Genomic DNA, 23828 nt, shown 5'->3' on the forward strand with positions numbered 1-23828 from the left:
GGATCGGGAGTATCTGGCGGCGCGGTTGCCGGCGGTGGCCGTTCCGGCGGTGCTGGTCGCGGTCGAGGCATTGCCGATGACAGCCGGGGGCAAGCTCGACCGGCGGGCGCTGACCGAGCCGGAGGAGCTTTCACGGCGGGGCGTGGTGGCTCCGCGGACGGAGACCGAGCAGCGGATCGCCGCGGTCTGGCAGAGCGTCCTCGGCGTCGACCGGGTCGGCGTACACGATGACTTCTTCGCTCTCGGCGGGCACTCTCTGCTGGCCATCCGGCTCACCATGCGGCTGAGCTCGGAATTCGGGACCGAGATCCCGCTCGCCCACCTTTACACCGCCCCCACCGTCGCCGAACAGGCCGAACGAATCGCGACGCTGCGGCCCGACCGCTCGGCCGTGGTGTCCCTCGGCGGAGTCCGGGGCGCGCGACCCCTCGTCCTCGTCCACCCCATCGGCGGCACGCTCTTCAGCTATCTGGATCTGCTGAGCGAGGTACGCGACGACGTCGAGGCGTACGGCCTGCAGGCGCACCTCGGCGAGAACTCCGGCGCGTCCGACATCGCGGCGCTGGCCCGGCGCTACGCCGACGAGCTGGCACCGGTCCTCGGCGACCGGGAACCGGTGCTCGCCGGCTGGTCCGTCGGCGGCGTCCTCGCCCACGAGGTGGGCCGCGCGCTCGCCGACCGTGGGATCCGCACCCACCGGCTGGTCCTGATCGACTCCGATCCGCGACCCGATGAGGCGGACGACGCCGCGTACCGGGCCGACATCGCCACCCTCGACGCGCTCCGCCGCGAGGTCGCCGACCACGGGCCGGCACCACTGCTGGGGTCGGCCGACGCGGACCGCCTGTTCGCCGCGCTCGGCGTCGATCCGGCAGCCGTCGCCGAACTGGACGGGCCCACCACCGCCGGGCTCATCACCTTCTGGCGCGACATGTTCACCGGGCTCGCCGCCCACCGGCCGGGCGTGTTCGCCGGCCCCGCCGAGCTCGTCCTCGGCCGCGGCGAGGGCCGCGACCTCATGGCCGTGGCGTGGCGCGAGCTGACCGGAACGCTCACGGTCACCCACACCGGCGGCGACCACTTCCAGCTGCTGCGCCGTCCATGGGTGACGGCGATCGCCGACGCCGTCCGCGGCACCACCGCACAGACAGGAGAGTGACGTGCTGATCCTCGGAATCAGCGGTCTCGACCGGGCTGCCGCGCTCAAGAAGCGGATGATGCCCGACCTCGACCGGCGCGAGCAGCGCCTGGTGCAGGGCCTCGACTCGGCCGCCGCCCTGGTCGACGAGAACGGCGTGATCGCCGCCTCGGCGCAGGAACGGCACGACGGCGTCAAGGGAACGGGCGCCTTCCCGGCCGACGCCGTCGCCGCCTGCCTGCGGATGGCCGGCGCCACCCTGGACGACGTCGACCTCGTCGCCCACGGCTTCCGCTATCAGCCCTCCGCGGCCTTCGAGATCGACGGCTACCAGCGGCGGTGGTACCGGGAGGCGTACAGCGAAGAGGTCCAGCTCGACGTGCTGCGGTCGCATTACCCGGACCAGGACTGGGAACGCAAACTCGTCCGCGTCCCCCACCACCTGGCGCACGCCGCGAGCACCTACCACCTGAGCGGCTTCCGCGACGCGCTGGTGCTGGTCGCCGACGGGATGGGCGAATCGGAGTCGACCACCCTGTTCAGCGGGCACGACGGTCGGCTGGACACGGTGCGCACCTATCCCGTCGCGAGCTCGCTCGGCATCCTCTACAGCGTCGTCACCCAGTATCTCGGCTTCCTGCCGGGCATGGACGAGTACAAGGTGATGGGGCTCGCCCCGTACGGCGACCTGGGCTCCTTCCCGGACGCCGGGCTGGTCACCCTCCGCCCGGGCGGCGGTCTGAGCGTGCCGCTGCTGGCCTGTGACAGGACGCCGGAGGAGCGGGAGACCCACCGCGGCGCGATCCGCCGCCTCGAAGAGCTGTTCGGCCCGGCCCGCCATCCCGACGCCCCGATCACGCAGCGGCACATGGACGTCGCCGCCGTCCTGCAGCGGTCGCTGGAGCAGAGCCTGCTCTTCGTCCTGGACGAAGGGCTCGCCGGGGAGACGTACCGCGATCTCTGCATGGCCGGCGGCGTCGCCCTCAACTGCACCGCCAACGGCCTCATCGCGCGCAGCGGCCGGTTCGACCGGGTCTTCGTCCAGCCCGCCTCGGGCGACGACGGAACCGCCCTCGGCGCGGCCCTTCATGTGTTACGCGGCCACGTTCCCGCCGTACCGAAAGCAATGGGAATGCCCTTCTGGGGCGAGGAGTTCAGCGGGACCGAGATCGAGGCGGCCCTGGCCACGCTCGGCCCCGGGCATCGGGTGCAGCATCTTCCCGGCGAGGCGCTGCTGGCGGAGACGTCCGGCCTCATCGCCTCCGGCGCGGTGGTCGCCTGGTTCCAGGGGCGCATGGAGTTCGGGCCGCGGGCCCTGGGCAACCGCAGCATCCTGGCCGATCCCACCGCGCCGGACATGCGCGCCCACCTGAACGCGGTGGTCAAGCAGCGCGAGGAGTTCCGGCCGTTCGCGCCGGCGGTGGTCGCCGAAGAGGCGGGCGAGTACTTCGAGATCGAGCCCGGCGAGGAGGCCCTCTACCGGCACATGCTCGTCGTCGCCCGGGTACGGGACAAGTACCGCGACGAGTTGCCGTCGATCACCCACGTCGACGGCTCCGCGCGGGTCCAGGTCGTCGACCGGGACCTCGCACCCCGGTTCCACTCCCTGATCCGCCGGTTCGGCGAGGACCACGGCACCCCGGTGGTCCTCAACACCTCCTTCAACCTTCGGGGACAACCGATCGTGCGGACGCCGCGGGAAGCCGTCGCCACCTACGCCCGCTCCGCTCTGGACGCCCTCGCCATCGGCGACTGGCTGGTACGGAGGATCCGATGATCGAGCACCACGACGTCGCGGCCGACCACCTGCGCGAGGCGGTCACCGGGATCTGGTGCGCCGTGCTCGGCGCCGACCACGCCGGACCCGAGGACGACTTCTTCGCCGAGGGCGGCGACTCCGCGCTGGCCGTCGAGGCCGCACTCAGCCTGCGCGCCGTCACCGGAACCGACCTCGAGATCGACATCCTCTACCAGTACCCGCAGTTCGGGCGCCTGCTGTCCTACCTGGCCGACCCGCGGCCCGAGCGCGAGGAACGCCCGCTCACGCCGGCCGAGGAACTGCTCTGGTTCGTGGAACGGCTGCGCCCCGGCACGCCGGTCTACCACATCGCCGCGCTCTACCGGTTCCCCGGCCGCATCGACATCCCGCGCCTGCGGACCGCCCTCGACGCCCTCGTCGCCGGCCACCCGGCCCTGCGGCGCGGCTTCGAAGCCCCTGGCCGGGCGGTCACCGCGGCCCGGGCGTCCGTCTCGTGCCGGTGGCTGGACGGCCGCGGCCTGCCGGCCGGCACGCTGCGGGAGCTGATCGACGAGCACGCCCGCCTGCCCTTCGACCTGGCCCGCCCGCCGCTGCTGCGGGCGGTCGCCGTCGAGCGGGGCGACGAAGGCGACCTCCTGCTGCTCACCGTGCACCATTTGGTGTGCGACGGCGGTTCGCTGGCGATCCTTGAGGACGCCCTCAGCGAGCTCTACACCGACGGTGGAGCCGGGCCCGCGCCGGGGACGGCCGCGATCCCCGAAGGCGCGCGGGCGGTCAACGAGGAGTCCCGGGCCTACTGGCGGCGCGTCCTGGCCGACTGTCCCCGCACCATCGCGCTGCCGCACGACCTGTCCCGGCCGGCCGCGCTGGACAACGCCGGCGACGTCCACCGCCTCGTCTGCCCCGGGGACCTGGTGGCCGACATGGAGCGATTCGCCGCCCGGGAACGGGTGAGCCCGTTCATGACCTGGATCGTCGCCTACGTGGCCGGCCTCGTCGCGCAGACCGGCGAACGCGATGTGGTGATCGGGATCGCCGCCTCCTCGCGGACCGCCGAGCAGCGCGGCGAGATCGGGATGTTCGTCGACCCGGTGCCGTTGCGGCTGGCCGTCCCGGACGGGACCACCGCCCGGGACCTGGCCCGCCAGGTGCGCTCCGCGACCACCGCGGCACTGGCCCACCGCGGCGTGCCCTTCCCGACGATCGTCGACGATCTAGGCCCCGGCGGCGATCCCAGCCGCGCGCCGCTGGTCCAGGCCGGCCTCAGCTATCTCGACGTGGCGGCAAGCGCGCTGCGGTTCGACGGGCATCAGGCCGTACGCGATCTGCTGCCCACCGGGACCGCGAAGTACGAACTGCTCTGGGCGGTCACCCGGCAGGCGGACCGTACGATCACCGAGCTCGAATACCTCAGCGGGCTGTTCACCACCGAGCGCGCCGGGGAACTGCACGCCGCAATGATCGCGGCGGCCGGCGCGGCGTTCGCGAACCCGGACGCACCGTTGCGACTGCCCGAACGCTCGATCCACGCCGGCCGGCGCCCCCTCCCGGAGCTCATCCGCCTGCGGGCCGGTCAACGGCCGGACGCACCCGCCGTCCGCGACCACGGCGTCGAACTCACCTACGCGCAGCTCGACGAGCGGGCCGTCGCCATCGCCACCGGACTGCGGGCGGCCGGGCTGCGCCGCGGTGACGTCGTCGCCGTACCGATGGCGCGCGGAGCCGACGCCATCTGCTCCTATCTCGGCATCTTCTACGCCGGGTGCGCCTATCTGCCGGTCGACCAGGGCCAGCCCGCCCGGCGGCTCCGGGCCGCCCTCGACGGGGTGGCGGACGCGGCGCTGGTCACCGCGGGGTCGCCGCCGCTGCCCGGGGGTCTGCGTGTGCTGCGGCTGGACGAGTTGCTCGGCGACCCGGACCGGGTCGCCGACCCGGCCGTCCCGGTGCGCGTCACCGGGGACGACGCCGCCTACCTGATGTCCACCTCCGGCACCACCGGGCGCCCCAAGACGGTCGTCGTTCCGCACCGCGCGATCAGCCGCCTCGTCCCCGACGCCGCCGGTCTGGAATACCGGCGCGACGACCGCGTCGCGCATCTGTGCAATCCCGCGTTCGACGCCGCCATCCTGGAGATCTGGGGCGCGCTCGGCGCCGGCGCCGTGCTGGCGATCGGCAACCGGGAGGACGTCTCGTCGCCGGCCCGGCTGCGCGCGTTCCTCGACGAGCACCGGATCAGCGTGCTGGGGCTGCCCACCGCGCTGCTCAACACCGTCATCGACTTCGCGCCGGACGCCCTCGGTGACCTCCGCCTGCTGATCTTCGGCGGGGAGAAGGCCGACGAGCAGCGGCTCGCACGGCTGCTGGCACACCGGCCGCCCGCCTCGGTCGTCAACGTCTACGGCCCGACCGAGAACACGACGGTCAGCACGCTGCAGCAGGTGACGGCGGCCGGTCTCGACCCGGGCCCGCTGCCGATCGGCCGGCCGGTCTCCGGGTCGACGGCGTACGCGCTCGGACCCGACGGCGAACCGGTCCCGCCCGGCGCCGAGGGCGAGCTGTACGTCGGCGGCGACGGCCTGGCCCGCGGCTACCACGGCAACCCCGCCCTCACCGCGGCCTGCTTCGTCCCGAACCCGTTCGGCCCCGGACGCCTCTACCGCACCGGGGACCGGGTGCGCATGCTGCCGGACGGAACCTTCTTCTTCCGAGGCCGGACGGACGACCAGGTCAAGGTCCGCGGCTACCGGGTCGAACTCGCCGAGATCGAGCACGCGCTGCGCTCGCTGCCGGGCGTCGACGACGCGGTGGTCGCCGCCCGCGCCACCTCCGACAGCGCCGAGCTGCTGGCCTGGGTCACCGGCGCCCGCGACGCCGCCGGGCTCACCGAGGACCTGCGGGCGCGGCTGCCCGCTTACATGATCCCGGCCGTGACCGTCACCGACCGGCTGCCCCTCAACGCGAACGGCAAGGTGGACCGCGCCGCGCTGCTCGCCTCCCCGGACGCCCCGGGCGCCACTGACGAGGCGCCCGGCGAAGACCCCGCGGACGACTCCGTGACCGAGGCCGTCGCCGCGCTGTGGCGCGAATCCCTCGGCCTGGCGCGGGTCCGCCCGGACGACAGCTTCGTCGCGCTGGGCGGCCATTCCATCAAGGCGCTGAGGCTGCTCGCCCGCCTCGACGAAGAACTCGGCGTCACCGTCGATCTGGCCGACTTCCTGGCCGACCCCACCATGCGCGCGCTGGTCGCCGCCGTGCACCACCTCCAACCGACCACCGAAAGGAAGCAGCCATGAGCGAGGACGAGTACGACGTCGTCGTCAACGACGAGGAGCAGTACTCCATCTGGGCCGCGGGCCGCGCGGTCCCGGCCGGGTGGCAGACCGTCGGCGTACGGGGCAGCCGCGAGAAGTGCCTGGAACACATCGAGGGGGTCTGGACCGACATGCGGCCCAAGAGCCTGCGCCTCGCCATGGGCGAGCACTGAGGAGGATCCCCATGTGGACGCTGCTGCGCACCAATCGGAGCTTCAGAAAGCTGTTCGCCTCCAGCGCGGTGACGAGCTTCGGCGAGACCGCCGTCTATCTCTCGCTCGCGATCTGGGTCAAGGATCTGACGGGCTCGAACGCCGCGGCCGGCATCGTGTTCCTCACCATCACCCTGCCCGGCCTGTTCGCGCCGGTGCTCGGCCACATCGTCGACCGGGTCAGCCGGCGACGGCTGATGATCGGCATGGATCTCGCGATGGCGGCGCTGTTCCTCACGCTGCTGGCCGTGCGCAGTGAGGACCAGGTGTGGATCATCTATCTGGTCACCCTCGCGTACGGCGTGCTCTCCGCCAGCCCGGCCCCGCCCGCGCTGCTGAAGGACGCCCTGCCGTCGGACGACGCGGCATCGGCGCGCTCCCTGCTCATGGCCGTCGGCGAGGGCGTCCGGATCGTCTCCCCGGTCGCCGGCGCCGCGGTGTACGTCGCGTTCGGCGGGGCCGCGCTGGCCGTCTTCGGCAGCGCGACCTTCCTGATCGCCGCGCTCCTGCTGATCTCCGTCCGTGTCGTGGAATCCGAGCCCGAGCCGGTCGGCGAGCGGCTCCGCACCTCCGTCGTCGCCGGTTTCCGTTTCATCCGCGGCGTGCCGCTGCTGCTGCGCCTCTCGCTGACGACCGTGGCGTTCATGCTGGTGGTCGGGCTGCTGGAGACCGCCGTGTTCGCCGCGATCCACGGACTGGACCGGCCGGCCGCATTCTTCGGCGTGATCACCTCGTTCCAGGGTGGCGGCTCCGTCGTCGGCGGGCTCATCTCCGGCACGTTCGTGAAGCGGTGGGGCGAGGTCCGAACGACCTGCGCGGGGTACGCGATGATCACCGGTGGTCTGCTGCTCTGCCTGGCCGGGAACACCCCCCTGTTCCTGCTCGGCGTCTTCTGCGTCGGGCTCGGCGTCCCGTTCGTGATGATCTCCCTCGGCACCGCCCTTCACCTCTACACACCCGGGCGCATGCAGGGCCGTGTCAACGCGGCGGTCACCGCGGTCAGTGGCGGCGCCCAGGCGCTGTCGATCGCCGCCGGCGCCGCCCTCATCGGCGTGCTCGGCTACCAGGCGATGTATCTCCTGACGGCCGGCACGGCCCTGCTGTGTGCGGCCTCGCTGCTGCTGGGCCGGGTGCCCCAGCCCGAGATCGTGAAGTCGGTGGCCGACGACGCCGTGGCCGACGACGCCGTGGCCGACGACGCCGTGGCCGACGACGCCGTGGCCGACGACGCCTTGGATCCGGAGACCAGCCGCTAGACCAGGAGGACGTACGTGGACCTCAACGCACCGCGACCGAGGGCCGGGCGGGCCGGCGGCTGGATCACCGGCCTGCCGCCCCGGCGATCTCCGGCCCTCCGCCTGTTCTGCCTGCCGTACGTGGGCGGCGGGGCGCAGGTCTACGAGCCGTGGCGCCCCGCGTTCGGTGAGGACGTCGAGGTCTGCGCCGTCGAGCTGCCCGGCCGCCAGACCCGCATGCGCGAGAGCCCGTACACGCGCCTGGACGCGCTCGTCGGCGCGCTCGCGTCCGCGATCGTGGACGAGCTCGACGTGCCGTACGCGCTCTTCGGCCACAGCATGGGATCGCTGGTCGCGTACGAACTGGCGCACGAGCTGCGCCGCCGCGGCGCCGGGGAGCCGTGCGTCCTGTTCGTCTCGGCCGGCCCGGCGCCGCGGGTCCCGCGCCTGCTGCCGCCACTGCACGCCGCACCCGAGGAACGGGTGGTCGCCCGGCTCGCCGAACTGGGCGGCCTGCCCCAGGAGATCCTCGACGAACCGGAGCTTCTGCGCTACTTCCTGCCGGCGATCCGGGCCGACTTCGAGGTGATAGAGACGTACGCGTACCGCCCCCGGCAACCGCTCGCCTGCCCGGTGGTGGCCTTCACCGGCAGCGACGACGAGGATCTGCCACCCGCCGGCCTGGCGCCGTGGGGCGAGGAGACCACCGGCCGGTTCGACCAGTACGTCCTGCCCGGTGGCCACTTCTTCCTGCGCGGGTCGCAAGACGAGCTGCTGACGCTGATGCGCGGCGCCCTCGCCCCGTACACCCGCTCGTGGAGGAGATTCGCCGATGCCTGAGAACGCGACCGGCCTGGGACCCCTACCCGCGTTCCTGGCGACCGACGGCACCGGCGTCGTCCCGATCGTCACGCCGATGGGCGACAAGATGTGGCTCGTCCGCGACCACGCCCTGGGCCGTCTCGTGCTCACCGACCAGCGGTTCAGCCGGGCCGAGGCGACCAGGCCGCAGGCGCCCCGCTTCAACGACGCCCAGCCCGCCGCCGACGCCATGATGAGCATGGACGGCGCCGGGCACGCCCGGCTGCGGCGGGTGGTGAGCGGCGCCTTCAGCACCCGCCGGGTGGCCGCGATGGCGCCCCACGTCGAACGCCTCACCGACGAGTGCCTCGACGGGCTCGCCGCGGCCGGACCGGGCGCCGACCTCATCGCGGGCCTCGCCACACCCCTGCCGCTGGCCGTCCTCTCCGCGGTGGTCGGCATTCCGCCGGAGGACAGCGACGTCTTCCGCGACCGGGTCGAGGTGCTCTTCGACATCTCGGCCAGCACGCCGCAGGAGAAGTCCCGCCGCCGCATCGAGCTCGTCGACTACATGGGCGACCTGATCGAGCAGAAGCGGCGGCGCACCGACGACGACCTGCTGACCGCCCTGATCGGAGCCCACGACCGGGGCCATCTGTCGCCGGGGGAACTGCTGACACTCGGCCTCACCCTGCTGATGGCCGGGTACGAGACCACGGTCGGCCAGATCGGCCTCTCGGTGCTCGCGCTGCTGTCGGACCCGGCCGTCCTCGCCGAACTGCGCGGCGATCCCGCGCTCGTGGAACCGGCCGTGGAGGAACTGCTGCGCCTCACGCCGGCCACGCCGCTCAGCTTTCCCCGGGTGGCCGTGGCCCCGGTCCGGCTCGGCACGGTCACCGTCCAGGCCGGCGAAGCCGTGGTCGTCTCGCTGCTGCACGGCAACCGGGACGAGGAGATCTGGCCGCGGCCGGAGGAGCTGAACACGTACGGCCGCGACGCCGTCCACCTGACCTTCGGGCACGGGGTGCACCGCTGCCTCGGCGCCCCGCTGGCCCGCCTCCAGCTGCGGATCGTCCTGGACCGCCTGCTGCGCCGTTTCCCCCAGCTACGCCTCGCCACCGGGCCCGACGCCGTGGTCTGGAAGTCGGGGCTGTCCATTCGCGGCCTGGTCCGGCTGCGCGTCGACTGGTAGCCGAGCCGGTCGCCGAGTCTAGGAGGAGCACCGTGCCCATCGCCGTCGTCGGCCTCGCCTGCCGATTCCCGCACGCGCCTGACCCCGCCGCGTACTGGCGGCTCCTGGCCGCGGGGAGGAGCGCGGTCGGCGAGGCCCCGGCCGGGCGCTGGAACGGAGTGGCCGGGCCACGGCGCGGCGGCTTCCTCGACACCGTCGGTGACTTCGACGCGGCGTTCTTCCGCATCTCGCCCCGCGAGGCCGCGGCCATGGACCCTCAGCAGCGGCTCGTGCTGGAGCTGGTCTGGGAGGCCCTGGAGGACGCCGGCATCGTGCCGGCCGCACTGCACGGCAGCCGTACGGCCGTCGTGGTCGGCGCGCTGCGTGACGACTACGCGGCCCTGGTGCACCAGCGGGGCGGCGCGTCGGTCACCCAGCACACCATGACCGGCGTCAACCGCGGGATCATCGCCAACCGGGTCTCCTACCACCTGGGGCTGCGCGGGCCGAGCCTGGTCGTCGACACCGCACAGTCCTCCTCGCTGACCGCGGTCCACCTGGCCTGCGCGAGCCTGCACAGCGGCGAGTCCACCCTCAGCGTCGCCGCGGGGGTGAACCTCAACCTGCTGTCCGGCAACGTGCTGGCCGAGCAGCGTTTCGGCGCGCTGTCGCCGGACGGCACGACGTACGCGTTCGACGCCCGGGCCAACGGCTTCGTGCCCGGCGAGGGCGGCGGCGTCGTCATCCTCAAGCCGCTGAGCGACGCGCTGGCCGCCGGCGACCGGATCCACGGCGTGATCCTCGGCAGCGCGGTCAACAACGACGGCGCCACCGACGGGCTCACCACGCCCAGCCGGGCCGCGCAGGAGGACGCGATCCGGGAAGCGTACGAACGATCCGGTGTCACCGCCGACGACGTGCAGTACGTCGAACTGCACGGCACCGGCACACCCGCCGGTGACCCGGTCGAGGCCGCGGCGCTGGGTGCCGTGCTGGGGTCCGGGCGCGGCGGCGGGACACGCCTAAGGGTCGGCTCGGTCAAGACCAACGTCGGGCACCTGGAGAGCGCCGCGGGCATCGCCGGACTGATCAAGGTGCTGCTGAGCATCCGCAACCGTCAGCTCCCGGCCAGTCTCCACTTCACCGCCCCCGGCCCGGCCGTCCCCCTCGCCGAGCTGGGGCTGGAGGTCCAGACGCGGCTGACCGGCTGGCCGCGGCCGGACCACCGGCTGGTGTCCGGCGTCAGCTCCTTCGGCATGGGCGGCACCAACTGCCACGTGGTGGTGGCCGAGCCCCCCGCGGCACCCGGATATCACGACGGCGCCGTCCCGGGATGGCCGGTGTCGTGGCCGATCTCCGGGCACAGCGAGGCGGCGTTACGAGCGCAGGCGGCACGGCTGAGGGAGTTCGCCACCGCCCACCCGGAGCACACGGCCGGCGCCGTCGCCCACACGCTGGTCACCCACCGGGCCGTGTTCGACCACCGCGCGGTCGTCACCGCCGGCGACCGCGACGGCCTGCTGAGCGGACTCGGCGCGGTGGCGGCCGGCAGGCCCGCGGCCGGCGTCGTGGCGGGAACGGCGGCGCCGGGCCGTCTGGGTTTCCTCTTCACCGGGCAGGGCTCGCAGCGCACCGGCATGGGCAGCGGCCTCTACGCCGCCTTCCCCCGCTACGCCAGGGCCTTCGACGAGGTCGCCGCCGCCCTCGACCCGCTGCTGGACCGGCCGATCGCGACCGTCATCGCCGAGGGCGGGCCGGACCTCGACCGCACCCTGTACACCCAGCCGGCCCTCTTCGCGGTCGAGGTGGCGCTCTTCCGGCTGCTCGAATCGTGGGGTCTGCGCCCGGACTACCTGGCCGGGCACTCGATCGGGGAGATCAGCGCCGCGCACGTCGCCGGAGTGCTCGGGCTGCCCGCCGCGGCACGCCTGGTCGCGGACCGGGCGCGGCTGATGTCGGCCCTGCCGGCGGGTGGGGCCATGCTGGCTGTCCGGGCGACCGAGGACGAGGTACGCGACCTGCTTCGCGTCGAGCGGGGCCGGCTCGAGGTCGCGGCCGTCAACGGCCCCGACGCCGTGGTCGTCTCCGGCGACGAGGCGGCCGTCCAGCGCGTCGCCACCGAGCTCATGGCACGCCGCCGCCGGGCGAAGCGGCTCGATGTGAGCCACGCCTTCCACTCGCCGCACATGGACCCGATGCTCGACGACTTCCGGGCAACTGTGGCGAGCCTCGATCTCGCGCCGCCCACCATCCCCCTCGTGTCCACCGTCACCGGAGCGCTGGCGCCGGCCGGCGAGCTCACGTCGCCGGACTACTGGGTCCGGCAGGTCCGGCGGCCGGTGCGCTTCCTCGACGCGGTCCGCACCCTCGAAGCCGAGGGCGTGACCACCTTTCTGGAACTGGGGCCCGACGGCGTCCTCGCGGCGCACGCCGCGGGCGGCGTGCGCGACACCGCCGCCGCCGGGACCGCCGCGGTGCTCAGGGCCGGCCGCCCCGACCCGGGAACGGCCCTCGAAGCGGTGGCCCGCGCCCACGTCCGGGGGCACGCGGTCGACTGGGACGCGGTGCTCGGCACATCCGGCTCCGCCCATGTGGAACTGCCCACCTACGCCTTCCAACGGCGCCACCACTGGTTCGACGGTTCCGCCGACGCGACCGTGCCCGCCGACGAGGCTCTCGGCGCGGAGGAACTGGTGGCCGCGCACCTCGCCGCCGTGCTCGGCAGCGCGCCCGGCGAACGGGTGCCGCCGCACACCCCGTTCCTCGACCTCGGCGTCAACTCGCTGATGGCCACCGAGCTGCGTACCGCCCTCGCCGACGCCACCGGCCTGCCGCTGCCGGGCGGCCTGCTCTTCGACCACCCCACACCGGCCGCACTGACCGCGTTCATCGCCGCCGGGCTGAACGGCGCCACCCCCACCGTGCCGCAACCGGTCGCCGAAGCCGTGGCCGACCCGGGCGAACCGATCGCGATCGTGGGGATGGCGTGCCGTTTCCCGGGTGGGGTGTCGTCGCCGGAGGATCTGTGGCGGCTGGTCGCCGACGGGGTCGACGCGGTGGGCGAGTTCCCGGCCGACCGGGGCTGGGACCTCGACGAGGTCTTCGCCGCCTCGCACACGCGGCACGGCGGATTCCTGCACGACGCCGGCGAGTTCGACGCGGCGTTCTTCGGCATCTCCCCCCGCGAGGCCGAGGCGATGGATCCGCAGCAGCGGCTGCTCCTCGAGACCGCCTGGGAGGCCGTCGAACGGGCCGGCATCGACCCGGCGTCGTTGCGGGGCAGCGGTACGGGCGTCTTCGTCGGCGCCACCGCCCTGGAGTACGGCCCGAGGATGGCCGAAGCTCCCGAGACCACCCGGGGACACGTGCTGACCGGCACCACCCCCAGCGTCGCCTCCGGCCGCATCGCCTACCAGCTGGGCCTGACCGGACCGGCGATCACCGTGGACACCGCGTGCTCGTCGTCGCTGGTGGCGCTGCACCTGGCCGTCCGTTCGCTGCGCTCCGGCGAATGCGACCTGGCGCTGGCCGGGGGAGCCACGGTGATGTCCACGCCCGGCATGTTCGTCGAGTTCTCGCGGCAGCGGGGGTTGTCGACCGATGGGCGGTGCAGGTCGTTCGCGGAGGACGCGGACGGGACCGGGTGGTCCGAGGGCGTGGGCTTGTTGCTGGTGGAGCGGCTGTCGGCGGCGCGGGCGAGGGGTCACCGTGTCTGGGCGGTGGTCCGGGGGTCGGCGGTCAACCAGGATGGCGCGTCTAACGGTCTGACGGCGCCGCACGGTCCGTCGCAGGAGGGGGTGCTGCGGGCGGCGCTGGCGGACGCGGGGCTGGGGGCGGCCGATGTGGACGCGGTGGAGGCGCACGGCACGGGGACGGTGCTGGGCGATCCGATCGAAGCGGAGGCGTTGGCGGGCGTCTATGGGCGGGGTGGGCCGGACGGGCTCTTTGTGGGCTCGCTGAAGTCGAACATCGGGCATGCGCAGGCGGCTGCGGGCGTGGGTGGCGTGATCAAGATGGTGGGGGCGTTGCGGTCGGGGGTGTTGCCGAGGTCGTTGCATGCCGAGACGCCGTCGTCGCGGGTGGATTGGGTGGGTGGTGGGCTGGTTCTGTTGTCGGGGGAGCGGGCGTGGCCTGAGGTGGGTCGTGCGCGCCGGGTGGGGGTGTCGTCGTTCGGCATCAGTGGCACGAATGCACACGTGATCCTGGAACAAGCCGAAGAACCAGAGCCTTCGGTACGCGCAGCGGCGGGCACCCCGGCCGTCATCCCGTGGGTGCTGAGCGCACGCAGTGCAGCCGCCCTGCGCGCCCAGGCCGCACGGCTGCGCGACCACCTCGACACGTTCCCGGCGGATGAGCGGGACATCGGTCTCGCCCTCGCCACCACCCGGACGACCTTCGAGCATCGCGCCGTGATCCTCGGTGCGGCCAAGAGCACCGGACTCGACGCCCTCGCGGCCGGTGCCACGGCGCCGAACCTGCACGTCGGCTCGGCGGCCGGAGCCGGGCGTACCGCCTTCCTCTTCACCGGTCAGGGCGCCCAGCACGCCGGCATGGGCCGCCGCCTGGCCGCCGCGCACCCCGTCTTCGCCGCCTTCCTCGACGAGGCCTGCGCCGCCTTCGACGGCCTCCTCGACGAGCCGCTGCGCGATGTCATGTGGGCCACCGAGGGCAGCCCGCTGGCACGGCTGCTGCACCTCACCGCGTACACCCAGCCCGCCCTGTTCGCCCTGGAGACAGCCCTGTTCCGGCTCCTGGAACACCACGGCACGGCTCCCGGACTGCTCGCCGGTCACTCGATCGGCGAGATCAGCGCGGCCCACGCGGCCGGCGTGCTCCCGCTGGCCGGCGCCGCCCGGCTGGTCGCGGCCCGCGGCCGGCTGATGGGTTCCGCCCCCGGCGGCGCCATGGCCGCGATCGAGGCCGAACCCGGCGAGATCCTGCGCACCCTGGCCGGCGAGGAGCGGGTCTGCATCGCCGCGATCAACGCACCCCGCTCCGTCGTGGTGTCGGGAGACGACGACGAGGTCGACCGCCTCGCCGCCCGCTGGAGAGAGGCCGGCCGCCGCGTACGCCGCCTGGCCGTGAACCACGCCTTCCACTCCCCGCACATGGACGCCGTCCTCGCCGACTTCCACACCGTCGTCGCCGGCATCGAGCTCCATCCGCCGCGCATCCCGATCGTCTCCACCGTCACCGGCGAGACAGCCACCGCCGCGCAGCTGACCTCGCCCGGCTACTGGACCCGGCAGATCCGCGAGACCGTCCGGTTCGCCGACGCCGCCGCCCGGCTCGCCGGACTCGGCGCCACCGTCCTCATCGAGGTCGGCCCCGACGCCGTGCTGGCCCCGCTGGCCGCCGGCACCGTCGACGGCACGGTCACGACCGTCTCCCTGATGCGCGCGGGCCACGACGAGGCCGAGACCTTCGCCGCCGGCATCGCCCGCGCCCACGCGAACGGCGCACCGCTGAACGCCGCCTCGTTCTTCCCCGGCGCGACCCCGGCCCCGCTACCCACCTACGCCTTCCAGCGGGAACACTTCTGGTCGGCGCCCGCCCCCCGCGCGGGCACCCGCGCCCTGGGGCTCGAACCCACCGACCACCCGGTGCTGGCCGCCGCGCTGGAACGCGCCGGAGACGCCGGCGTCGTGTTCACCGGGCGCATCACGCCGGCCACGCACGCGTGGATGTCGGACCACACGATCGCCGGGACCACCCTCGTACCGGCCACGATGCTGCTCGAACTGGCCGCCGCGGCCGGCGACCGGATCGGCACCCCCCGGGTGGGCGAGCTGACACTGGAACAGCCGCTCGAACTCGCCGGCCAGGCCGTGCAGCTGCAGGTGGAGGCCGCCGCCCCGGACACCGCCGGGCACCGCGCCTTCACCATCCACGCGCGTACGGACCGGGAATGGACCCGTCACGCCGCCGGATTCCTGGCACCCGCCGAAGCAGCACCCGCCGAAGCGGCACCGGGCGCATGGCCGCCCGAGGGCGCGGCACCGGAACCCGTCGAGGGGGCGTACGCGCGGCTGGCCGAGCTCGGCTACGACTACGGGCCGGCCCTCCAGGGGCTCGAAGCGGTGTGGCGGCACGGCACGGCCACGTTCGCCGAGATCCGGCTGCCCGCGAGCACCGAACGGTACCCGGTCCATCCGGCCCTGCTGGACACGGCACTGCACGCCCTGATCCTGGGCGAGGCACCGCAGGCCGGGCAGATCCTTCTGCCGTTCAGCTGGCGCGACGTCACCCTGCACGCGAGCACCGCCACCCGGCTCCGGGTCCGCGTCACGCCGGACGCCGACGGCACCGTGGCCGTGGAGCTGACCGAAACGGACGGCACCCCCGTGGCGTCGGTGCGGTCCCTGACCCTGCGCCCGCTGCCGAAGAGGCGGATCACGGCCGGCGACCTCTACACCGTGGACTGGCCGGTCGTACCCGCACCGGCCGCGGACATGACCGGCGTCGTCACCGTCGACGTCGCCGGGGCCACCCCCGCCCACGTCCTGCGACTCGTGCAGGAGTGGCTGGCCCGGGAGGACCCCGGCCGGCTGCTCCTGGTGACGCGCAACGCCGTGGCGGTGCGCCTGTCCGACGACGTCGACCTCGACGCCGCCGGCGTCTGGGGCCTGGTCCGCTCGGTCCAGTCCGAGCACCCCGGCCGGGTGCTCCTGGCCGACCTCGACACCGGCGACGCCGCGCCCGCGTTGCCCGCCGCCGTGGCCACGGGGGAACCACAGATCGCCGTACGCGCGGGCGAGATCCACGCGCCACGGCTCGTCCGCCGCCGGCCCGGCCCCGCGAACGCCGTGCGCCTCGATCCGGACGGGACCGTGCTCGTCACCGGTGGCACCGGCGGCCTCGGTGCGCTCGTGGCCCGGCACCTGGTGACCGAGTACGGCATGCGGAACCTGCTGCTCGTGAGCCGCAGCGGCCCGGCGGCACCGGGCGCGGCCGGGCTCACCGACGAGCTGACCGCGGCCGGCGCGCGGGTCACCGTGGCCGCCGCCGACATAACCGACCGGGACGTGCTGGCCCGCCTGCTGGCGACCGTTCCCGGCCGGCACCCCCTGACCGCCGTGGTGCACGCCGCGGGCGTCCTGGCCGACGCGACCGTCCCGGCGCTCACCGGGCAACGCCTGGCCGAGGTCATGCGGCCCAAAGCGGATGCCGCCCGCGCCCTGCACGAGCTGACCGAGGACATGGACCTCGCGGCCTTCGTCCTGTTCTCGTCCGTGTCCGGCATCGTCGGCACCCCGGGCCAGGCCAACTACGCGGCCGCCAACACGGTCCTCGACGCCCTGGCCCACCACCGCGCCGCCCGCGGGCTGGCCGCCACCTCCCTGGCCTGGGGGCTGTGGGACGCCACCCACGGCATGGGCGCCCGCCTCACCGGGGCGGACCTCGCCCGGTGGGAGCGGACCGGCATACGGCCGCTGACCCCGGCGCAGGGCCTCGCCCTGTTCGACGAGGCCCTCGCCGCCGGTGAGCCTCTCCTGGTGCCGGCCGTGCTCGAGCCGTCCCGGCTGGTGCGCGACGACACGCCCGTCCCGCACCTCTACCGGGCGCTGGTGCGGACCGCCCCGCGCGCCGTTCCCGCGCCACGGGCGGCCGGGTGGGCGGCCCGGATCGCCGCGCTGCCCGTGGCCAAGCGGGCGGACGCCGTCGCCGATCTGGTCCGGGCCGAGACGGCGGCGGTTCTCGGCCACGCCGGCACCGGCGCGGTCGACCCGCGGCGGGCCTTCAACGACCTCGGCTTCGACTCGATGGCCGCCGTGGACCTGCGCAACCGGCTCGCGACGGTCACCGGCGTCCGGCTCACCGCCACCGCCGTCTTCGACCACCCCACACCCGAGCTGCTCAGCGCCCATCTGCTGGCCGAGGTCGCCGAGGAGAAGCCGGCGCCGCGGGCCGCGGCCGCCACCGCGCCCGGCGACGGCGATCCGATCGCGATCGTGGGGATGGCGTGCCGTTTCCCGGGTGGGGTGTCGTCGCCGGAGGAACTGTGGCGGCTGGTCGCCGACGGGGTCGACGCGGTGGGCGAGTTCCCGGCCAACCGGGGCTGGGACCTGGACGCCCTGTACGACCCGGATCCGGATCGGTTCGGCACGTCGTACACCCGGCACGGCGGCTTCCTCCACGACGCCGACATGTTCGATCACGACTTCTTCGGGCTGTCACCGCGCGAGGCGACCGCCACCGACCCCCAACAGCGCATCCTGCTCGAAACCGCGTGGGAGACCTTCGAGAACGCCGGCATCGACCCCGACTCCCTGCGCGGCAGCAACACCGGCGTCTTCACCGGCGCGATGTACGACGACTACGCCTCCCGCCTCGCCCGGACCCCGCAGGAGCTGGAGGGGTTCCTGCTGACCGGCAACCTGTCCAGCGTCCTGTCCGGCCGGTTGTCCTACCGCTACGGCTTCCACGGCCCCTCGATCACCGTGGACACCGCGTGCTCGTCCTCGCTGGTGGCGTTGCACCTGGCCGTCCGCTCGCTGCGTTCCGGCGAGTGCGACCTCGCCCTGGCCGGCGGCGTCACCGTCATGAGCAGCCCGCGCACATTCGTGGAGTTCTCGCGGCAGCGGGGGTTGTCGGTGGATGGGCGGTGCAGGTCGTTTGCGGAGGGTGCGGAGGGGACGGGGTGGTCGGAGGGGGTTGGTTTGTTGTTGGTGGAGCGGTTGTCGGTGGCGCGGGCGCGGGGTCATCGGGTGTGGGCGGTGGTTCGGGGGTCGGCGGTCAATCAGGATGGTGCGTCGAATGGTTTGACGGCTCCGCATGGTCCGTCGCAGGAGCGGGTGTTGCGGGCGGCTCTGGCGGATGCGGGGTTGGATGCCGCCGATGTGGATGCGGTGGAAGCGCACGGGACGGGGACGGTGCTGGGGGATCCGATCGAGGCGGAGGCGTTGGCGGCGGTCTACGGGCGTGCCCGGCCGGGTGGGTTCTTCGTGGGTTCGTTGAAGTCGAACATCGGGCATGCGCAGGCCGCGGCGGGTGTCGGCGGGGTGATCAAGATGGTGGGTGCGTTGCGGTCGGGGGTGTTGCCGAGGTCGTTGCACGCTGAGGTGCCGTCGTCGCGGGTGGATTGGGTGGGTGGTGGGCTGGAGTTGTTGTCGGGGGAGCGGGCGTGGCCTGCGGTGGATCGTGCCCGCCGGGTGGGGGTGTCGTCGTTCGGCATTTCCGGGACGAACGCCCACGTGATCCTGGAACAGGCCGAGGAACCAGAGCCTCCGGTACGCACACCGCCGGCCGTCATCCCGTGGATCGTGACCGGTGCGACCACCGAAGCGGTGCGCGCGCAGGCCGCCCGCCTCGGGCGGCACGTCGAGGAGCACCCCGGGCAGTCCGCCGCCGACATCGGCTTCACGCTCGCCACCGGGCGGGCCCTCCTCGGCCACGGGGCCGCGGCGATCGGCGCCGACCGCGACTCGCTGCTGCGCGGGCTCACCGCCATCGCCGAGGGAGCGGATGCCCCCGGCGTGGTGCCCGCCCGCCGCCGCGGCCTGCCCGGCCGGACGGCCTTCCTGCTCACCGGGCAGGGCAGCCAGCGCCCCGGCATGGGCAGCGAGCTGTACGCGACCAGCCCCGCCTTCGCCGCGGCGCTCGACGACGTGTGCCGCCACCTCGACCCGCACCTGCCCCGCCCGCTCAAGGACGTCCTGTTCGCGCCGGCCGCATCGGCCGAGGCGGACCTTCTCGGCCGCACGGAGTTCACCCAGCCCGCGCTCTTCGCCGTCGAGGTGGCCCTCTGCCGCCTGCTCGACCACTACGGACTGACGCCCGCCTACCTTCTCGGTCACTCGGTCGGCGAGATCGTCGCGGCATGCGTCGCCGGCGTTCTCGACCTGCCCGACGCGTGCCGGCTGATCGCCGAGCGCGGCCGGCTGATGCAGGCGGCCCGCGGCGGCGGCGCGATGATCGCGATCGAGGCGGCCGAGGCCGAGGTACGGGAGACCCTCCTCCCGTACGGCGACCGGATCAGCATCGCCGCGGTCAACGGCCCCCGCGCCGTGGTCGTCTCCGGCGACACGGACGCGGCCGACGAGATCGCGGCCGGCTGGCGGGCCGGCGGCGTACGGACGTCACGCCTGTCCGTCTCGCACGCCTTCCATTCGCCGCACATGGACGGGGTGCTCGACGAGTTCCGTACCGTGGCCCGGAGCCTGACGTTCCACCCACCGCGCATCCCGATCGTCTCCAACGTGACCGGCGACCTCGCCCGCCCCGAGGAACTGGCGTCGCCCGACTACTGGGTACGCCACATCCGGGAGGCCGTGCGCTTCGCCGACGGGGTGCGCCGCCTGGAGAGCGAGGGCGTCACCGACCTGGTCGAGATCGGCCCCGACCCCATCCTCACGTCGCTGGCCCGGAACTGCCTGGCCGAGCCGGCCGGGGAGCTCATCGCGACGCTGCGCCGCAACCGGCCCGAGGCGGAGGCGGTCGCGCGGGCCGTCGCACTGCTGCGGCTGCGCGGCGCCGACCCCGACTGGGAGGCGGTCTTCCCCGGCGCCCGCCAGGTGTCCCTGCCCACCTACGCGTTCCAGCGCGAGCGGCACTGGATCGAGGCCCCCGAAGGCGCCTCCGGCACGGACCACCCGCTGCTCGGCCCGCCCGTGAGCCTCGCCGGCCGGGACGTCCTCGTGTTCACCGGGCGGTTGTCCGTGCGTACCCACCCGTGGCTCGCCGAGCACACCGTCGCGGGCGCCGTCCTCGTCCCGGCGACCGCGATGGTGGAGATGATCGCGAGTGCCGGCGAGCAGGCCGGGGCGCCCGGGATCGCCGAACTGACCCTGACCAGGCCGCTCGTCATGACCGCCGCGGGCGCCGTCCAGGTCCAGCTCACGGTCGCCGAGGCGGACGAGTCGGGGCACCGCGCGGCCACCCTGCACGCCCGGCCCGACGACGGGGACCACCCCTGGACGCCGCACGCCCAGGGCCTGGTGGGTCCCGCCTCCTCCGGCACCGGCGAAGGGCTGGCGGTGTGGCCACCGGCCGCCGCCGAGGTGCCCCTGGACGGCTTCTACGACACGCTCGCCGCCGCCGGGTACGCCTACGGGACGGCCTTCCGGTGCGTACGCCGCGTGTGGGGCGGGGACGGCGAGCTGTACGCCGAGGTCGAGCTGCCGGAGGCACAGCGGCCGGGAGCCCGCCGTTACGGCCTGCATCCCGCCCTGCTGGACGCCGTGCTGCACCCGCTGCTTCTCGGCGCGACCTCGAGCGAGCCGCTGCGGCTGCCGTTCGCCTGGACCGGGGTGAGCCGGTACGCCACCGGGGCCACCGCGCTGCGGGTGCGGCTGCGGTCCGCGGGAACGGGGGAGGCGTCCCTCACCCTGGCCGACGGGACGGGCGCGCCGGTGGCCGGAGTGGAATCCGTGCTCCTGCGCCCGGCCGACCGCCGTGCGCTGACCATGGCCACGGACGGACTGTTCCGCGTCACCTGGACGCCGGTGCCCGCCCCCGCCGCAAGCGCTGCCACCGACGCGACGGCGTCCTTCCCGGTGCTCGACGCCGGCGGGCCCGTTCCGGCGACCGTGGTCCTGGCCGCCGTCCCCGACCCCGGCGAGGCGGACGTTCCGGCCGCCACCCACGCCCTGCTCGGCCGGACCCTGCGCGCGGTGCAGCGGTGGATCGCCGACGAGCGGACCTCCGGCGCGACGCTGGTGGTCGTCACGCGTGGCGCGGTGGCGACCGGCGACGAGGACAGCATCGACCCCGCCGCCGCCGGGGTCTGGGGGCTCGTCCGTGCCGCGCAGACCGAGCATCCGGGCCGCATCGTCCTGGCCGACCTCGACACCGGCGATGTGCCACCAGGGCTGGCGGCCGCCGGGGAACCCCAGCTCGCGGTGCGGCGCGGTCGTATGCTGGCGCCGAGGCTGACCCCGGCCCGCCCGGACGGCGGCCGTGAGGCGGTGCGCTGGGACCGGGGCACCGTGCTGATCACCGGCGGGACCGGGACCCTCGGCGCGCTGCTCGCCCGCCATCTGGTGAACGAGCACGGCGTACGCCGGCTGGCCCTGGTCTCCCGTAGCGGAGCCGCCGCACCGGGCGCGGCCGAGCTCGCCGGGGAGCTGGCCGCCACCGGCGCCGAGGTGGTGTTCGCCGCCGCCGACGTGAGCGACCGGAACGCTCTGTCGGCCGTGCTGGCGGCCATTCCCGGCGAGCACCCGCTCACCGCGGTCGTCCACGCGGCCGGTGTGCTCGACGACGCGCTCGTCACGGACCTGAGCGAGGCCCGCCTGGACGCGGTCCTGGCCGCGAAGGCCGACGCCGCCTGGCACCTGCACGAGCTGACGAAGGACCTCGACCTGTCGGCGTTCGTCCTCTACTCCTCGGTCGCCGGGCTGCTCGGCACCGCGGGACAGGCCGGATACGCGGCGGCCAACGCCTTCCTGGACGCTCTCGCCCAGCGTCGCGTGGCGCGGGGGCTGCCCGCCCAATCCCTGGCCTGGGGCCTGTGGGAGCAGAGCAGCGACCTGAGCCGCGACCTGGCCGAGACCGACCGGCGGCGGCTGGCCCGGATCGGCCTGCGGCCGCTGTCCACGGTGGATGCCCTCGGCCTGTTCGACGCGGCGCCGTCCACCGGGGACGCGGTCCTGGCCCTCACCCCGGTGGACGCTCACGGCGACCACCCGCTGCTGCGCGGCCTGGTGGCGCGACCGGCGAGCCGGCCCGCTGCGGCGGCCGGCGGTGCGGCGGGGTTCGCGGCGGGACTCGCCGGACTGCCCGCGGCGGAACGCGACCGGATTCTGACCGACCTCGTCCGTGGAACCGCCGCCACCGTGCTCGGCCACGGCGACCGGGCGGCCGTGCACACCGATCGCAGCTTCCGGGACCTGGGCTTCGACTCGCTCACCGCGCTGGAGTTGCGCAACGCGCTCGCCCGCGGGACCGGGCTCGAGCTTCCCGCGAGCCTCGTCTTCGACCATCCGACGCCGGCCGCCGTCGTCCGGCATCTGGGCGACCTCGTGGCCGCCGAGAGCAAGCCCGCGGGCGAACCGGTCGCCGCGCGGCTCACCGGACTCGCCGCCGAGATCCGGCGGGCGGCCGCGGACCCCGAGGCCTTCGGTCGGATCGCCGCCGAACTGCACGCGCTGCTCGACGTGGCGGCCGAGGCGGCCGGGAGACCGGCCACCGTCGGCGCCGCCGTCGCGTCAGCGAGCGACGAGGAACTGTTCGCTCTGATCAACGACCTCGACTGACCGGCTCGTGCTTCTCGCACAGCAGCAGAATGCCGCCGGGGACACGGCATCGGACGATCTCGCGAACCTCGAAGCCGCCCGCGGTCAGGACGTCGCGCCAGCCGTCGGCGGGCAGCAGGGTCTGGCGCACCAGCGCGTGCACGTACGTGAACTCCGGCGTGAAGGGCTGGCCGGGCTCCCCCTCGGTCGGGGGTTCGATCTCGCCGACGAGCAGCTTGGCGCCGGCCGGGAGCCGGGCGGCCAGGTCGGTGAGGTAGCCCAGCAGGGCGTCGCGGCCGCCGGCCAGGATCTCGTGCAGGAGGTAGAAGGTGACGACCAGGTCGACCTTGTCGATCCCGGAGATCTCGTCGAGTGCGCGGACGTCGGCCCGGACCAGCTCGATCCGGTCCTGCATGTGGTTCGCCGCGACGGCTTCCCCGGCGGCCGCGTGGGCCGCGTGGTCGACGTCGACGCCGATGCCGCGGGCGCCGAACCGGTCGCAGACGGCCATGAGGAAGCGGGCGTTGCCGCTGCCGAGGTCCAGCACGGTGCCGAAGGAGATCTTCGCCAGGGTCTCCATCACCTGCGGGACGACGTCGGTGCGGGCCATCATCGCGGTGCCGCCGGCGACCCACCGGCCGTCCCGGGTGACGTCGGACCCGTATCGCATGCTCTGCGCGAGGAACGCGTCGATCCGGCGCATCGGCTCGCCGTATCCGCCGACCAGCCAGACGAGGAAGCCGCGATCGGCATACACCCGGGCGCCGTACTCGGTCAGGACGAAGCGCTCGCCCGACTCCCGCAGGACGCCACGGTGGCACAGGTATCGCAGCGTGGCGGCGAGCAGCGGGTCGCGGCCCTCCAGGGAGGCGAGAGTAATCCCGCCCTTCTCCAGTGCGGACAATTCGTCGGCCATTTCGAGCGCGGCTATCGCACTGGCGAGAGCATATCCGTGAAAGAGATCGAGAGCGGGGCGATCTTCCGGCTTGGTAGACACGGGAACAGACACGAATTCGTCCTCCTTGA

The 23828-nt window shown here is 74.2% G+C and carries 9 protein-coding genes; 8 read left to right on the plus strand and 1 reads right to left on the minus strand.

What is annotated here, in order from left to right; genetic code table 11:
- From IEZ13_RS39825 to IEZ13_RS39860, 8 genes are all read left to right on the plus strand, one after another.
- On the plus strand, nt 1–1159 hold a 1159-nt coding region (locus IEZ13_RS39825; protein WP_229795622.1), incomplete at its 5' end, for a thioesterase domain-containing protein.
- Between the two features lies 1 nt (nt 1160).
- On the plus strand, nt 1161–2915 hold the full coding sequence (locus tag IEZ13_RS39830; protein ID WP_183226753.1) for a carbamoyltransferase family protein: 1755 nt from the start codon (nt 1161–1163) through the stop codon (nt 2913–2915).
- Nucleotides 2912–6190 carry a non-ribosomal peptide synthetase gene (locus tag IEZ13_RS39835; protein WP_183226754.1) on the plus strand — a complete coding sequence of 1093 codons (3279 nt, stop codon included), beginning with the start codon at nt 2912–2914 and terminating at the stop codon, nt 6188–6190. The genes IEZ13_RS39830 and IEZ13_RS39835 overlap by 4 nt, the downstream gene beginning before the upstream one ends.
- Nucleotides 6187–6381 carry an MbtH family protein gene (locus IEZ13_RS39840; RefSeq protein ID WP_183226755.1) on the plus strand — a complete coding sequence of 65 codons (195 nt, stop codon included), beginning with the start codon at nt 6187–6189 and terminating at the stop codon, nt 6379–6381. The genes IEZ13_RS39835 and IEZ13_RS39840 overlap by 4 nt, the downstream gene beginning before the upstream one ends.
- A gap of 11 nt (nt 6382–6392) precedes the next feature.
- On the plus strand, nt 6393–7676 hold the full coding sequence (locus tag IEZ13_RS39845) for an MFS transporter (RefSeq protein WP_183226756.1): 1284 nt from the start codon (nt 6393–6395) through the stop codon (nt 7674–7676).
- Between the two features lie 15 nt (nt 7677–7691).
- A complete protein-coding gene (locus IEZ13_RS39850; RefSeq protein WP_203834076.1) occupies nt 7692–8495 on the plus strand; it encodes a thioesterase II family protein in 804 nt (267 codons plus the stop codon).
- Nucleotides 8488–9648 (plus strand): cytochrome P450, encoded by a 1161-nt coding sequence (locus IEZ13_RS39855; RefSeq protein WP_183226757.1) that lies wholly within the window; start codon nt 8488–8490, stop codon nt 9646–9648. Before IEZ13_RS39850 ends, IEZ13_RS39855 begins: the two co-directional genes overlap by 8 nt.
- A gap of 32 nt (nt 9649–9680) precedes the next feature.
- Complete coding sequence (locus IEZ13_RS39860) at nt 9681–22823, plus strand: type I polyketide synthase (RefSeq protein WP_183226758.1); 13143 nt, start codon at nt 9681–9683, stop codon at nt 22821–22823.
- Here IEZ13_RS39860 and IEZ13_RS39865 read toward each other — a convergent pair.
- Nucleotides 22807–23718: a methyltransferase domain-containing protein gene (locus IEZ13_RS39865; RefSeq protein WP_183226759.1), complete on the minus strand. Its 912-nt coding sequence runs from the start codon at nt 23716–23718 to the stop codon at nt 22807–22809. The genes IEZ13_RS39860 and IEZ13_RS39865 overlap by 17 nt on opposite strands.
- Nucleotides 23719–23828 lie beyond the last annotated feature (110 nt).

Origin of the sequence: Actinoplanes campanulatus (assembly GCF_014647795.1) — a bacterium.
GTDB lineage: Bacteria > Actinomycetota > Actinomycetes > Mycobacteriales > Micromonosporaceae > Actinoplanes > Actinoplanes campanulatus.

Coding starts and splice junctions, on each gene's coding strand:
- IEZ13_RS39835 (WP_183226754.1), top strand. CDS start 2,912: ATGATCGAGCACCACGACGTCGCGGCCGACCACCTGCGCGAGGCGGTC.
- IEZ13_RS39865 (WP_183226759.1), bottom strand. CDS start 23,718: ATGGCCGACGAATTGTCCGCACTGGAGAAGGGCGGGATTACTCTCGCC.
- IEZ13_RS39845 (WP_183226756.1), top strand. CDS start 6,393: ATGTGGACGCTGCTGCGCACCAATCGGAGCTTCAGAAAGCTGTTCGCC.
- IEZ13_RS39855 (WP_183226757.1), top strand. CDS start 8,488: ATGCCTGAGAACGCGACCGGCCTGGGACCCCTACCCGCGTTCCTGGCG.
- IEZ13_RS39840 (WP_183226755.1), top strand. CDS start 6,187: ATGAGCGAGGACGAGTACGACGTCGTCGTCAACGACGAGGAGCAGTAC.